Source organism: Cedecea sp. NFIX57 (assembly GCF_900177785.1).
Taxonomy (GTDB): Bacteria; Pseudomonadota; Gammaproteobacteria; order Enterobacterales; family Enterobacteriaceae; genus Cedecea; species Cedecea neteri_C.
In genome coordinates, this window is the sequence record NZ_FXAS01000012.1 from 53921 (window position 1) to 67715 (window position 13795).

Genomic DNA, 13795 nt, shown 5'->3' on the forward strand with positions numbered 1-13795 from the left:
AATGAGGAGAAGGTGTGGTAAAAGCCAAACAAGTCGTATGGCAGTTGCTTGCCGCGGGCGTTAGCCTGGTGATGTTAAACGGTGCCGTACGTGCAGATTCTCTCGATGAGCAGCGCAACCGTTACGCGCAAATTAAACAGGCCTGGGATAACAAGCAAATGGACGTGGTACAGCAGCTTATGCCCACGTTGCAAACCTATCCGCTTTATCCTTATCTCGAATACCGACAGCTTACCGACGACCTGATGAACGAGCCGACCGTGGCGGTGGCCCAGTTTATCCAGGCTAACCCAACCCTGCCTCCGGCGCGCACCTTAAGCTCCCGGTTTGTTAACGAGCTGGCAAGGCGCCAGGACTGGCGAGGTTTGCTGGCCTTTAGCCCCGAGCCGCCCGCTACAAACGAAGCAAAATGTAATTACTACTTTGCCAAGTGGAATACCGGGCAAGCGGATGCCGCCTGGGCCGGTGCGAAAGAACTTTGGCTGACGGGAAAAAGCCAGCCATCGAGCTGTGATGCGCTGTTTTCGGCGTGGCGAGCTTCCGGCACGCAGGATCCGCTGGCTTACCTCGAACGTATACGCCTGGCGTTGAAAGAGGGGAATACCTCGCTGGTGAACGCGCTTGCGAACCAGATGCCTGCGGAATATCAGACCATCTCCAGCGCCCTGGTCAGCCTGCAAAATAATCCCAGCACGGTGCTGACCTTCGCCAATACGGTGGGCGCAACGGACTTCACTCGTCAGGCGGCCGCTATCGCCTTTGCAAGCGTTGCCCGCCAGGATGTAGAGAATGCTCGCCTGATGATCCCGTCGCTGGCCCAGGCGCAGAAACTGACCGAGGAGCAGGTGCAGGAATTACGTGACGTTGTGGCATGGCGATTGATGGGCACCGACGTGACGGATGAACAGGCCCGCTGGCGGGATGACGCCATTATGCGCTCCCAGTCCACCTCGTTGATTGAGCGGCGCGTACGTATGGCGCTGGGGGCGGGCGATCGTACAGGACTGAACACCTGGCTGGCGCGTTTGCCGATGGAAGCCAAAGAGAAAGACGAGTGGCGCTACTGGCAGGCTGATTTACTGCTGGAGCGGGGACGTGAAGATGAAGCGAAAGGCATTCTTCGTGCCCTGATGCAGCAGCGCGGCTTCTACCCGATGGTCGCTGCACAGCGGCTTGGAGAAGAATACCCATTGCGCGTGGATAAAGCTGAACCTGTGAACCCGGCGCTGGTGCAGGGGCCTGAAATGGCCCGCGTCCGCGAGCTAATGTACTGGAATATGGATAACACCGCGCGTAGCGAATGGGCAAACCTGGTCACCAGCCGCAGCAAGCAGGAGCAGGCCGGGCTGGCGCGCTATGCTTTTGAGCAGGACTGGTGGGATCTCAGCGTGCAGGCAACCATTGCCGGCAAGCTGTGGGATAACCTCGAAGAGCGCTTCCCGCTGGCTTATAAAGGCACCTTTGCCCGCTATGTTAGCGGCAAAACTGTGCCACAAAGTTATGCCATGGCGATTGCCCGCCAGGAAAGTGCCTGGAACCCGAAAGTGCGTTCCCCGGTGGGGGCAAGCGGCCTGATGCAGATTATGCCAGGCACGGCCACCCATACGGTGAAGATGTTCAGTATTCCAGGCTACAGCAGCCCGGTGCAGCTTTTGGATCCTGACACTAACATCAATATCGGCACCAGCTACCTGCAGTACGTGTTCCAGCAGTTTGAGAACAACCGTATCTTTGCTTCCGCCGCCTACAACGCCGGGCCGGGGCGTGTGCGCACCTGGCTGGGTAACAGCGCAGGGCGGATTGACGCCATCGCATTCGTGGAAAGTATTCCGTTTTCTGAGACACGTGGCTATGTGAAGAACGTGCTGGCCTACGATGCCTATTACCGGTATTTCATGGGGCAGCCGGACAAAATTCTGTCGGACAGCGAGTGGCAGCGGCGTTACTGATTGCGCGGAGAGTATGTTATGCTGCCGTACTAGTTAAAGAGTATGGTGGCCTGACATGACTCAGCTCTCTCAGTATTCGGCGGAACAGGCCGAGCAAAGTAATAAAGAGTGGCTCCGCTTTGTGGGGCTGTTGCAGCAAGCTTTTGGGCAGGAGCTTCACATGCCTCTGCTGACGCTGCTGTTGACGCCGGATGAGCGTACGGCGTTAGGCACGCGAGTACGCATCATTGAAGAGTTGTTGCGCGGTGAGCTTAGCCAGCGTGAGCTGAAGAATGAACTGGGCGCGGGTATCGCAACCATCACCCGCGGCTCTAACAGCCTGAAAGCTGCGCCGACGGAGCTACGGGCATGGCTGGAAAAAGAGCTGCTGCAGGGTGGCAGCTCAAACAGCTAAAGAAATTCTCGGCGGTAAATTTCGTTATGAAACGGACTTAGCGCCAAAATCACCGCCTGATGGTAAACGCTGCTACGCGTGAGCTTTCCGGCGGTGAACACCCCAATCGCTCCCTCTTTACGCCCAATCTTATCGATACCCGTATAGTCCGACATCACCGGCCCCAAAGCGTGGCCTGCGCTGACTTGCTGCAGAATGATTTCTGGCAGCGGCAGGGTAGCCGAACGGGCTTCACCGCGCTGCTGGCGGTTCTCGATCACCACCCAACTGAAGGTGCTACCTTCGTCGATACCGGCCTCAATGGCGACCCAAAAGTCGGCATCTGGTCTGATCTCCCGGGCATTCGCTACTCTGCATCGTGCGCCAGTTCGCGTTTCCTGACTACCGAAGGGCTGCTCCGGCACGCCACTCTCGACGACCACGGGCTCAATATGGCAGGATCCTTCGCCATAAATCTCGCTAAACGCCTGCAGAATCGCCTGAATTTTGGCGGGATTGGTTGTTGCAGCTACGACATGGTTCATAATAAGTCAGAACTCTCGATATTTCGTGACCGGAGTATAACGGAAAAAACGCATGTTACAGGTATACCTTGTTCGTCATGGCGAAACGCAGTGGAATGCTGAGCGCCGCATTCAGGGGCAGTCAGACAGCGCGCTGACTGAAAATGGAGAACGTCAGGCCTGGCAAGTGGCCGAACGAGCCAGAGCCCTTGGCATCACCCACATCATCAGCAGCGATTTAGGCCGTACTCGCCGCACCGCAGAGATCATCGCCGAAGCCTGCGGGTGCGAGATTATCCTGGATGCCCGCCTGCGCGAGCTCAACATGGGCGTGCTTGAACGCCGCAAAATGGACTCGCTGACCGAAGAGGAAGAGGGCTGGCGCCGTCGTCTGGTGGACGGCACGCCGGACGGGCGTATTCCTGAAGGCGAAAGCATGCTGGAACTGAGCAATCGCATGCACGAAGCCCTGAATGCCTGCCGCGAGCTGCCGGCTGGAAGCCGACCATTGCTGGTGAGTCACGGTATGGCGCTGGGTGGGCTGGTCAGTACGATTCTTGGCTTACCGGCGTGGGCTGAACGTCGCCTGCGTCTGCGCAACTGTTCGATTTCCCGCGTGGATTATCAGCACAGCCCGTGGCTGGCGTCTGGATGGGTGGTTGAAACAGCAGGAGACATCTCGCATCTTGATGCCCCTGCTCTGGATGAGATCCAGCGTTAACGGCGAACCGGGATCAGGTATTCACAGCGGATATGCATCGGCACATCCTGATCCCGCGTTTCATCCTGAGGATAGAAACGTTCGATGTCCTGACCTTTACGGCGCGTCAGGTTGAGTGATGGCATGCAGGTGCCATAAACCGTCAGGATAAAGTCCTGCAGCCCGGTGCCCAGCCCTTCATAGTTAAACTGCACATAATCCCCCCCTTCCAGCACCACCGGATGCGAGTCCGGCAGGAAACCATTCGCCAGCTCCGGCGTCAGCGCCGTAGTGTAGAAGACTTCCTGCTCGTCGTCTTTTTCCGAACTTGGGCGAGGCTCATGCAGGCCGTAAAGCACCCGTGGGATGGTCGGTGAGTTGCCGAGGAACTGTGTCCAGAACTGGATGCGCATCTCGTTACGGAAGTCGGAGATTTGCTCCAGCGTGCAGCTGTAGCTTTGCGTCACCCCAACCAGATGCGTTTCCGGCATCGTGATGAAGTGGGCCTGCGGCGGCGTAAACTCGCCGAGACGCAGCGGCGGTCGCATACCGAAAGCGCTCCAGTCAGGAGAACGACGGTAGAGCGCCGGCGTTTGAGCAAACTGCTTTTTAAACGCACGGGTAAACGTCTGCTGCGAGTCAAAGCGGTACTGAAGCGCAATGTCGAGAATAGGGCGCGCCGTCAGGCGCAGAGCAACGGCGGATTTGGAGAGTCGGCGGGCGCGAATATAGGCACCAATAGCGTGCCCGGTAACCTCTTTAAACATCCGTTGTAAATGCCACTTGGAATAACCTGCCTTTGCCGCCACATTATCAAGGGCGAGAGGCTGGTCGAGGTGGCCCTCCAGCCAGCTAAGAAGATCGCGAATGATCCCAGCCTGATCCATAAAATATCCTCATCCATACAAGCGAATGCCTGTTTACTAAGGTAGCGGATGATAGCATTTTTGTACTTTATGCATTCACCGTTTTTATTTAACAAGTTGTGCCAAATTTGCCGACTATGGAGGCAGGTTTTGCTAATAATGTGATATTCAACGGTTTTTTGTCCGATTGTTGAATAGTCCCGTAGGGTAATTTTTAAACAATGGTAACAATATGAAATATAAAGCTTTAGCACTTTGCAGTGCGCTTCTGGCCGTGAGCTACGGCGCGAGCGCGGAGCAGATCGGATCGGTGGATACCGTGTTTAAAGTCTTTGGCCCCGACCACAAGATTGTAGTCGAAGCGTTTGACGACCCTGATGTGAAGAACGTGACCTGTTATATCAGCCGCGCAAAAACCGGAGGCATTAAGGGTGGCCTCGGATTAGCGGAAGATACGTCTGATGCAGCAATATCCTGCCAGCAAGTAGGCCCGGTTGAGCTCAGCGATAAGATAAAAGCGGGTAAAGCACAGGGCGATGTCGTCTTCCAGAAGCGAACTTCGCTGGTGTTTAAAAAGCTGCAAGTGGTGCGTTTCTATGATGCGAAGCGTAATGCACTGGCCTACCTTGCCTACTCTGATCGCGTTGTAGAAGGCTCGCCGAAGAACGCCATCAGCGCGGTACCAATTATTCCGTGGAGTAAATAATCGGATCTGGTGTCGCTGAGGGAGACGTCCGCGCGCGACCGACATGAGAAGCCTGATGTATTTCTGATGCGTCAGGCTTGTCAGTTCTTACCTTCCTTATTAGTGTGTTATGACCGTGCCGTTGCCTTTTAAGGCTTCTTTGATGCAGATCGAGCCCCTACCGCCCCTGAATACTCTTATTGCTTTCGAATGTGTGGCCCGCTACGGCAATATTTCTCGTGCGGCGGAAGAGCTTAACCTGACGCAAAGCGCCACCAGCCGGCAAATTCTGCAGCTGGAAGAGATGCTCGGCTGCAAACTTTTTACCCGTACCCAGCGGCGAGTGCTGCTTACGCCACGCGGTGAAGCTTATGCCGAGCGGGTCAGGCAGCAGCTTGCAGCACTGTCGCATGCCACAGCGGAAGTGATGGGCTGGACCGGGTTGCCTCAGGTCACTATCGCCTGTACCAGCGCTATGAGTTCGCTGTGGCTGTCATCCCGACTTTCTGCCCTGCATCGTGAACTGCCGGATTTGCAGATTCGCATGAAAATTACCGACAACTTCTCAGAGCTGCGCTCATCGGAATTTGATCTGGCTATTTTTTACCTTCGGGATGTTCCCATCGGCTTTCACGCCACGCCGCTCTTCGATGAAGTCTGCTACCCCATGTGCTCCCCGGCTTTTCTGTCGCGCATTGGTTTGGACGCACCAGCGGAAGCGTTGCTGCAGCACACGCTGCTGATTCAGGACGATCCGCAGCGGGAGTGGACCGGGTGGAGTGACTGGTTTGCCTCGCAAAATGTTTTGAGCTTTGTGCCCCGGCAAACCTGGCGAGCCAATAACTATCCGTTTTTGGTGGAGACGGCGGTCCGAGGCGACGGGATATTACTCGGCTGGGAAGGGCTGGTGCAGGATTATCTTAACCGGGGAGAACTTGTCGCGGCGCACTCCGGAAAGCTGGCCGCCGCCAGTAAATGTTTCCTGCTTATCCCACAGGATCGCTACATGAAGCCGGTTGTTCGCCATGTGATGAGCTGGCTGCAGCGACAGCCGTTGGTGGAATAAGCAGAAAATAGATGTAAATCACAAAAGACGATTATTTTATTATTTTGGTCATCAATAAATTATCTGCTCATTCTATTGGCCATAACATTTTCTTATATAACGTGGCGGGAAATAAGTGACGGGACACTTTTAATCCTTTGGTTTATTTATTGTCTCTAAATCCAGAGGCGGTATTTTATTTTTCATAGCACCACGACGGCGATAAGAAGTATGCATACCTATAAGCGTGAAAACCAGCCACATTGACTGCGATATTACCGACGCTAAATTAAAATCATGGCTGAGGGAATACAGCCCGCCCACGCAGCCTGCGATGTTAAGGCAGGCATAACCATTTGAATCTATTGATAGCCTTCGCATTTGAACCAGCGCGTATGCCAGCAGGTAACAAAACACGCCAATTAAACCTACAAGGGTATGCAGTTCCACTTTTTCTTTCCTGATGTGACTCCGTGAACGGGAAATTATCTTTTTTGTCGTGGTTCTGCCGTGCATTTTTTTCATAGTCTGATACGAAAAACTCATGCCTCAGCGTTTAGCTGTTTTGATATAAATCATAAATAGATGTGCTATGGCATCTGGCCGATGGTCAGACAAACAAATAATAACGGAGAAAAATAAATGAAAGACGATCGTTCAGACGAAAAAAAATACCTGCAAGGCGTGAGCATGAGCCGCCGTTCATTTATCAATACGGCGGCGCTGATTGGTATGGGCAGTGCGTTATCGCTGTCGCCGCTGGCGGGCTTTGCTGCCGAAGCAACGCCTAAGAAGGGCGGTGTGCTGAAGCTGGGCATGTCGGGCGGCAATACCAGCGATTCTCTGGATCCTACGCTCTTTAGCGACTGGGTGCCGCTGAACCAGGCGTACATGCTGATGAACGGCCTGGTGGAAATTGATGAGAATAACCAGGCCACGCCGGAGCTGCTGGAAAGCTGGGAAGCGAAGCCGGGTGCGCAGGAGTGGACCTTTAAAGTGCGCCAGGGCGTGACCTTCCACAACGGCAAGGCGCTTACCGTGGAAGACATTCTTTATTCGATTAATCTTCACCGTGGCGACCAGTCGCGTAGCGCGATTAAAACGCAGCTGGCGGCCATCAAAGATCTGAAGAAGAGCGGTGAGAACGAAATTACCCTGACGCTGGACAGCGGCAACGCTGACTTGCCTTTCCTGCTGGCGGACTACCACCTCGTCGTGGTGCCGGATGGATTTACTGACTGGAAACACCCGATTGGTACCGGTGGCTTCGTCTTTGACCAGTATCAGCCGGGCGTGCGTTCCTACTTCAAACGCAATCCTAATTACTGGAAGCCAAACCGCGCGTTTGTGGATGCCGTAGAAGTGCTGGTCATCAATGATGCGACTGCGCGTACCAACGCCCTTATCTCAGGCCAGGTACACGCCATCAACCGAGTGGACTTTAAAACCGTCGATTTCCTGAAGCGCAGCCCGGCACTGAACATTGTGCGCGCGGCGGGCGGGCAGCATTTCACCTTCCTGATGGACTGCCGCGTAGCGCCGTTTAACAACAATGACGTTCGGACGGCGATTAAATACGGTATCGATCGTGAGAAATTATTGGCCACCGTGCTGCGGGGCTACGGCACGCTGGGCAACGACCATCCGATCCCGAAAACCGATCGCTTCTTCAATAAAAGCCTGGAGCAGCGCGCCTACGATCCTGACAAGGCGAAGTTCTTCCTGAAAAAAGCTGGCCTAAGCGCGCTGCCGCTTGAGCTGTCGTCCTCTGATGCTGCCTTTGCCGGGGCGCTGGATGCCGCCGCCTTGTTCCAGGGCGAAGCCGCTGCAGCAGGGATTCAGGTCAGCATCAAACGCCAGCCGGCGGACAGCTACTGGGATGACGTCTGGATGAAAGCGCCGTTTAGCATGGGCTACTGGGGCGGCCGCCCGACCGCGGATCAGATGTTCTCCACCGCCTGGCAGTCCACCGCCAAATGGAATGACACTCACTGGAAGAACGATAAGTTCGATAGCCTGCTGATTCAGGCGCGATCGCTGCTTGATGACCAAAAGCGCGCAGAGATCTACGGCGAGCTGCAAAGCATTGCCCGGGATGACGGCGGCGCGATGATCCCGCTGTTTGGCGACTATCTGGATGCTGCCAGCAAAAAAGTTGGCGGCGTGAAACCTCATCCACTCTTCAACTTTATGGGCGGTCGCCTGGCTGAACGCGTCTGGCTGGAGTCGTAATGAAAAAACAGATCCTTCATCGTTTATTGCTGGGCGTGCTGACGCTGTGGCTGGTTTCGGTCCTGATTTTCGTCGGCACCGAGCTGTTACCTGGCGACGTGGCGAGCGCCATCCTGGGCCAGAACGGCACGCCGGAGACTATCGCCGCGCTGCGTCTGCAGCTTGGCCTGGACCAGCCGGCGGTTTATCGCTATCTGCACTGGCTGTCCGGTGTCTTGCACGGTGATTTAGGCACTTCGCTTGCCAATAATCAGCCCATTGGTGCCGAGCTGCTGCCTCGCCTGGCGAACACGCTATTCCTCGCGGTGTATGCCGCGCTGATTGCGATTCCTCTGGCGGTGGTATTGGGCATTGCTTCGGCAGTATGGCGAGGCTCCTGGTTTGACCGCCTGGCAAATACGCTGACGCTGATGAGCATTTCGGTGCCGGAGTTTTTTGTCGGCTACGTGCTGGTGATCTTCTTTGCCATCCGACTGGCCTGGTTCCCCAGCCTCGCGCTGGTCGACCCGGATGCCAGCTTGCTCGACAGGCTCTATGCCTGCACGTTGCCGATGCTGACGCTGGTGTTGGTGGTGCTGGCACATATGCTGCGCATGACGCGTGCTTCCGTCGGCGCGGTGATGTCCAGCAGCTACATCGAAACGGCGCTGCTAAAAGGGCTTTCGCGCTGGCGCATTGTGCTGAGCCACGCCTTGCCCAACGCGCTCGCGCCCATCATCAACGTGATTGCTTTTAACCTGGCGTACCTGGTAGTGGGTGTCATCCTGGTTGAGGTGGTCTTTGTTTATCCGGGCATCGGGCAACTGATGGTGGATGCGGTGACAAAACGCGACTTACCGGTCGTGCAGGCCTGTGGACTGCTGTTTGGCGGGACCTACATCCTGCTGAATACGGCGGCAGATCTGCTGGCTATCTGGTGTAACCCACGACTGCGGCATGCGAGGTAGGCCATGAAAAATATCAAAATTCGCACGGTACCGCTGTCGGCAATATTGGGTTTGACCATCATTGCCGTCAATTTGATTGCTGCGCTTTTTGCACCCTGGCTGGCGCCGCACAGCGAAACGGCTCAGGTGGGTGACATCTGGATGCTGCCGTCCACTTCAATGCCGTTCGGTACCGACAGTCTGGGACGTGACATGCTGTCGCGCATTCTGTTTGGCGCCAGAACCACTATTGCGATTGCGCTGGCGATCACCGCTATTTCGTTTGTGGTGGGCATTATTACCGGTTTTACCGCCGCGATTTACGGGCGTTGGGTAGATGTCGTGCTGACCCGCATTGTGGATACGCTGATGTCGATTCCGGTGCTGATTCTGGCGCTGATCGTCCTTTCGGTGCTGGGGACCTCTATTCCGGTGCTGGTCGGCACGATTGCGTTATTAGACGCGACTCGCGTTTTCCGTCTTGCTCGTCTGGTCGCGCAGGGGATCGTCTGCCTTGAATATGTTGAGGCGGCACGCCTGCGTGGGGAAGGGTTGTGGTGGATCGTTCGTAAAGAGTTTCTGCCTAATGCCATGCCGCCGCTGCTGGCGGAATTCGGCATGCGCTTCTGCTTTACCTTCTTGTTTATTGCCGGGCTTAGCTTCCTTGGGCTGGGCATTCAGCCGCCGTGGGCGGACTGGGGCAGTATGGTGCGCGACAACGCGCAGGCCATCAACTTTGGCCAGTTCGCTCCGCTGTACCCCGCTGCGGCGATTGCTCTGCTGACGATCGGCGTCAACCTGGTGGTCGACTGGCTGCTGGTACGTAACAACCTTTCGCTGGGAGAAGAGGGATGACACAACCGATTTTACAAATGCGTGATTTACGCATTGAAACCGAGCAAGGCCTGCCGCTTGTCAAAGGTGTCTCTCTCAGCCTGATGCCAGGTGAAGTATTGGGGCTGATTGGTGAGTCCGGCGCGGGGAAATCAACTATCGGTCTTGCGGCCCTGGGCTATGCCCGACCTGGCTGCCGGATTGCGGGTGGCGAAGTCCTTGTGGCCGGGCAAAACATCGTGGCGCTGTCCAGCAAAGAGAAGCGCGAGTTTCGCGGTAAGCGCGTGGCGTATGTAGCACAGAGTGCGGCGGCGGCGTTTAACCCAGCGCTGACCATCGGCAAGCAGGTATGCGAAGGACCGCTTCGTCATGGCCTGATGAACCCGGAAGAAGCCCAGGCCTGGGCCGTAACGCTGTTTAAGGCGCTGGATCTTCCGGAGCCTGAAACTATCGGCCAGCGCTATCCGCACCAGCTTTCGGGCGGGCAACTGCAGCGGGCTATGGCGGCGATGGCGATGTCCTGCAAGCCGGACGTTCTCGTGCTGGATGAACCGACCACCGCGTTAGATGTGACGACGCAAATCGAAGTGTTGGTGATGCTGCGCAAACTGGTCCGCGAGTTTAATACCGCTGCGCTGTATATCACTCACGATCTGGCGGTTGTCGCACAGATTGCCGACCGCATTATGGTGCTGCGTCAGGGGAGTGAAGTGGAATGCGGCAGCACCGCCGATATTCTGCAAAACCCGGCTGAAGGCTACACGCAGCGGCTGGTGTCCGAACGCGCCCACGCTTTAACGCCGGTGCATGCCGAGAGCAAACCTGAAGGGCAGCTTCTGGCGCTGAATAATCTCTCGAAGGGCTACAACGGCAAAACGGTCGTCCACAACGTTTCCCTCAGCATTGCCAAAGGGGAAACGATGGCCATTATCGGTGAGTCAGGGAGCGGGAAGAGTACGCTGGCCAGGGCGCTCTGCGGCCTGCTGACTGACACTAAAGGCAGCGTCACCTTCGCTGACAAGGTGCTGGCCAACCGCTATCAGCAGCGTGATAAAGAGACGTTGCGCCGTATCCAGATGATCTATCAGCTGCCTGATGTGGCGCTTAATCCGAGGCAAACCGTACTGGAGGCGATTGGCCGCCCGGTAGCGTTCTATTTTGGCCTTGATAAGCAGCAGGTTCGCGCGCGGGTTCTCGAACTCCTGAAACTGACTGAACTCCCTGATTATCTTATTGACCGCTATCCAGGCTCGCTTTCCGGGGGCCAGAAGCAACGCGTGTGTATTGCGCGAGCGCTGGCCGCGAAGCCCGATCTGATTATCTGCGATGAGGCAACTTCCGCGCTTGACCCGCTGGTGGCGGAAGAAGTGCTGAAATTGCTGAGAAATCTTCAGGAGCAGCTGGGGCTGTCTTACCTGTTTATCACTCACGACCTGAGCACGGTGAAACGTATTGCCCAGCAGGTTGCCGTGATGTATCAGGGCAATGTCGTTGCACAGGGCCCAACCGCGCAGGTATTCAGCGCGCCAATGCACAGCTACACCGAAAAACTGCTGACTTCCGTGCCGGAAATGCGCCCTTCCTGGCTGGATGAGGTGCTGGGTCAGCGTCAGTTAAATGCGATGGCAGGAGCTTCATGAAAACTCTTATTACGAAATTCCCCCACAGCGTGAGCGTGACGGAACATTTGTGGATTGTTTTAAAAGACGGGACTCGGCTGGCCGCGCGGATGTGGCTGCCTTTGTCGGCTTCACAGCAGCCAGTGCCCGCTATTCTGGAGTACATTCCCTACCGCAAGCGCGACGGAACGCGTACCCGGGATGAGCCGATGCACGGCTATTTTGCCGGGAATGGCTATGCGGTGCTGCGGGTAGACATGCGCGGCAGCGGCGACTCCGACGGGCTGATGGCCGATGAATATCTTCTGCAGGAGCAGGAGGATGCGCTGGAGGTGATCGACTGGATCAGCCGTCAGGGCTGGTGCAACGGCGCCGTGGGCATGATGGGAAAATCCTGGGGCGGGTTTAACTGCCTGCAGCTGGCGGCTCGCCGCCCTCCGGCACTGAAAGCCATTATTACCGTTTGCTCGACGGACGATCGTTACAACGACGATATCCACTATAAAGGCGGCTGCCTGCTGAACGACAATTTGTGGTGGGGCGGCATTATGCTGGCCTACCAAAGTCGCCCGCAGAACCCGGAGCTGGTCGGGGAGGGCTGGTACCAGGCCTGGCTGAATCGCCTTGAAAATATGCCTTTCTTCCCGGCGCTGTGGATGGAACATCCGCTGAAAGATGATTACTGGAAGCACGGCTCGGTGGGGGAGGACTGGCAGGCGATCACGTGCCCGGTGATGGCCGTGGGCGGCTGGGCGGATTCCTATAGCAACGCGGTTTTCCGCCTGATGGATAACCTTAACGTCCCGCGTAAGGCGATCCTCGGCCCGTGGGCGCATATTTATCCTCAGGATGGCTCACCTACACCGGCCATCGGTTTTCTGCAGGAGGCCGTGAGCTGGTGGGATCGCTGGTTGAAACAGGTCGATAACGATGTACTGGATGGCCCGCGCGTTCAGGCCTGGCTCAACGACAGCCAGCGACCTGATTCGCAGCGGCCGCAGGCCTTTGGGGAGTGGATTGCCATTGAGAATGATACCGACGCTGAAACCTTCCCTCAGCGCTGGCATTTGCAGCCTGGTCGGCTGGCGACATCGCCTTTAGCTGATGAATACCGGCAGGATATCCGTAGCGTGCAAAACCACGGGTTGTTCGCCGGAGAGTGGATGGGCGCGGGTGTGCTGGGAGAAAGTCCGAGCGATCAGCGAATGGACGACGGTCTGGCAGAAAGTTTCGACAGTGCCCCGCTGAGCGAAAGCCTGGCGATTTACGGCTTCCCACAGTTTGATGTCACGCTTTCCAGCGATAAACCTGCGGCAATGCTGTATGTCCGCCTGTCAGACGTTGCGCCCGATGGGGCTTCGACCCGCGTCAGTCACGGCTGGGTGAATCTGAGCCATCTGCAGGGGCAGGAGCAGAACGTCGCGCTGGTACCGGGTGAGAAAGTGAATGTTACCGTGCAACTGGACGGGATCGCCTGGCGCTTTGCTGCCGGGCACCGGCTGCGGGTTTCTCTCGCGACCACCTTCTGGCCGATGATCTGGCCGATGGCCGAGAATGCGACCCTTAGCGTTGATCTGGCCAGCGCTCAACTGCAATTGCCGGTTTGTCGGGAAGTGAAGCCGATTGCTGGCCCGAATCCTCATCCTGAAACAGCAGCCAATACGCCGCTGACAATCCTCTCTCCGGGGCGGGTCGATCGCGAACTGCGCTATGACGTGGTGAAGGACAGCTGGCAGAGCATCACTCAGGGCGTGGGCGGTGTTTTTGGCGAGGGCGTGTACCGCTTTGATGATATCAATACCACCGTCGATCATAGCCTCAGACGTCAGCTGACCGTGCAGAACAGCGATCCGCTCTCGGCGCATTATCTGCTGACTCAGAACATGAAAATCGGCCGGGAAGGCTGGTGGACGGACACAGACATTGTGCTGGAGATGCGCAGTGACCTGACGCATTTTATCGTCAGTGGAAAGATGACGGTTCAGCACAATGGGGAAGTGGTCTTTACCCGCGACTGGAAAGAACGTATTGCCCGTTGAAAG

The 13795-nt window shown here is 56.4% G+C and carries 13 protein-coding genes; 10 read left to right on the forward strand and 3 right to left on the reverse strand.

The window, feature by feature from the left end:
- Nucleotides 1-14 precede the first annotated feature (14 nt).
- The gene (gene sltY / locus B9Y90_RS12200) at nt 15-1949 is read left to right on the forward strand and encodes a murein transglycosylase (protein WP_085541374.1); all 1935 of its coding nucleotides are present in this window, start codon (nt 15-17) and stop codon (nt 1947-1949) included.
- A 55-nt stretch (nt 1950-2004) separates the two neighbouring features.
- Entirely contained in the window at nt 2005-2343 is a 339-nt protein-coding gene (gene trpR, locus B9Y90_RS12205; protein ID WP_085541375.1) for a trp operon repressor, read from the forward strand.
- Here the strand turns inward: trpR and yjjX are convergent.
- On the reverse strand, nt 2340-2867 hold the full coding sequence (yjjX, locus tag B9Y90_RS12210) for an inosine/xanthosine triphosphatase (protein ID WP_085541376.1): 528 nt from the start codon (nt 2865-2867) through the stop codon (nt 2340-2342). The genes trpR and yjjX overlap by 4 nt on opposite strands.
- A 52-nt stretch (nt 2868-2919) precedes the next feature.
- On the opposite strand from yjjX, the gene gpmB reads away from it, so the two are divergent.
- Nucleotides 2920-3567: a 2,3-diphosphoglycerate-dependent phosphoglycerate mutase GpmB gene (gene gpmB / locus B9Y90_RS12215; RefSeq protein WP_039290109.1), complete on the forward strand. Its 648-nt coding sequence runs from the start codon at nt 2920-2922 to the stop codon at nt 3565-3567.
- Here gpmB and robA read toward each other — a convergent pair.
- Nucleotides 3564-4433 carry an MDR efflux pump AcrAB transcriptional activator RobA gene (gene robA / locus B9Y90_RS12220; RefSeq protein ID WP_008460114.1) on the reverse strand — a complete coding sequence of 290 codons (870 nt, stop codon included), beginning with the start codon at nt 4431-4433 and terminating at the stop codon, nt 3564-3566. The genes gpmB and robA overlap by 4 nt on opposite strands.
- A gap of 211 nt (nt 4434-4644) precedes the next feature.
- Between robA and creA the strand changes: the two genes are divergently transcribed.
- Complete coding sequence (gene creA / locus B9Y90_RS12225) at nt 4645-5118, forward strand: protein CreA (protein WP_008460116.1); 474 nt, start codon at nt 4645-4647, stop codon at nt 5116-5118.
- Nucleotides 5119-5260: 142 nt separating this feature from the next.
- The gene (locus B9Y90_RS12230) at nt 5261-6163 is read left to right on the forward strand and encodes a LysR substrate-binding domain-containing protein (protein WP_085541424.1); all 903 of its coding nucleotides are present in this window, start codon (nt 5261-5263) and stop codon (nt 6161-6163) included.
- A 129-nt stretch (nt 6164-6292) separates the two neighbouring features.
- Here the strand turns inward: B9Y90_RS12230 and B9Y90_RS12235 are convergent, their stop codons facing one another.
- Nucleotides 6293-6592, reverse strand: coding sequence for a CBU_0592 family membrane protein (locus B9Y90_RS12235; protein ID WP_071842770.1), 300 nt, complete (start codon nt 6590-6592; stop codon nt 6293-6295).
- A 192-nt stretch (nt 6593-6784) separates the two neighbouring features.
- Here B9Y90_RS12235 and B9Y90_RS12240 point away from each other — a divergent pair, with 192 nt between their 5' ends.
- Genes B9Y90_RS12240 through B9Y90_RS12260 form a run of 5 tightly spaced genes read left to right on the forward strand, consistent with a single transcriptional unit; the run spans nt 6785 to nt 13792 of the window.
- Entirely contained in the window at nt 6785-8374 is a 1590-nt protein-coding gene (locus tag B9Y90_RS12240; RefSeq protein ID WP_039290117.1) for an ABC transporter substrate-binding protein, read from the forward strand.
- Nucleotides 8374-9321, forward strand: coding sequence for an ABC transporter permease (locus B9Y90_RS12245; protein WP_039290121.1), 948 nt, complete (start codon nt 8374-8376; stop codon nt 9319-9321). Before B9Y90_RS12240 ends, B9Y90_RS12245 begins: the two co-directional genes overlap by 1 nt.
- Nucleotides 9322-9324: 3 nt before the next feature.
- On the forward strand, nt 9325-10155 hold the full coding sequence (locus B9Y90_RS12250) for an ABC transporter permease (protein WP_039290124.1): 831 nt from the start codon (nt 9325-9327) through the stop codon (nt 10153-10155).
- Nucleotides 10152-11774 carry an ABC transporter ATP-binding protein gene (locus tag B9Y90_RS12255; RefSeq protein WP_085541377.1) on the forward strand — a complete coding sequence of 541 codons (1623 nt, stop codon included), beginning with the start codon at nt 10152-10154 and terminating at the stop codon, nt 11772-11774. The genes B9Y90_RS12250 and B9Y90_RS12255 overlap by 4 nt, the downstream gene beginning before the upstream one ends.
- Nucleotides 11771-13792 (forward strand): CocE/NonD family hydrolase, encoded by a 2022-nt coding sequence (locus tag B9Y90_RS12260; protein WP_085541378.1) that lies wholly within the window; start codon nt 11771-11773, stop codon nt 13790-13792. The genes B9Y90_RS12255 and B9Y90_RS12260 overlap by 4 nt, the downstream gene beginning before the upstream one ends.
- The last annotated feature ends 3 nt before the right edge of the window (nt 13793-13795 follow it).

Coding starts and splice junctions, on each gene's coding strand:
- creA (WP_008460116.1), top strand. CDS start 4,645: ATGAAATATAAAGCTTTAGCACTTTGCAGTGCGCTTCTGGCCGTGAGC.
- B9Y90_RS12240 (WP_039290117.1), top strand. CDS start 6,785: ATGAAAGACGATCGTTCAGACGAAAAAAAATACCTGCAAGGCGTGAGC.
- yjjX (WP_085541376.1), bottom strand. CDS start 2,867: ATGAACCATGTCGTAGCTGCAACAACCAATCCCGCCAAAATTCAGGCG.
- trpR (WP_085541375.1), top strand. CDS start 2,005: ATGACTCAGCTCTCTCAGTATTCGGCGGAACAGGCCGAGCAAAGTAAT.
- B9Y90_RS12255 (WP_085541377.1), top strand. CDS start 10,152: ATGACACAACCGATTTTACAAATGCGTGATTTACGCATTGAAACCGAG.
- robA (WP_008460114.1), bottom strand. CDS start 4,433: ATGGATCAGGCTGGGATCATTCGCGATCTTCTTAGCTGGCTGGAGGGC.
- B9Y90_RS12245 (WP_039290121.1), top strand. CDS start 8,374: ATGAAAAAACAGATCCTTCATCGTTTATTGCTGGGCGTGCTGACGCTG.
- gpmB (WP_039290109.1), top strand. CDS start 2,920: ATGTTACAGGTATACCTTGTTCGTCATGGCGAAACGCAGTGGAATGCT.
- B9Y90_RS12250 (WP_039290124.1), top strand. CDS start 9,325: ATGAAAAATATCAAAATTCGCACGGTACCGCTGTCGGCAATATTGGGT.
- B9Y90_RS12230 (WP_085541424.1), top strand. CDS start 5,261: ATGCAGATCGAGCCCCTACCGCCCCTGAATACTCTTATTGCTTTCGAA.
- B9Y90_RS12260 (WP_085541378.1), top strand. CDS start 11,771: ATGAAAACTCTTATTACGAAATTCCCCCACAGCGTGAGCGTGACGGAA.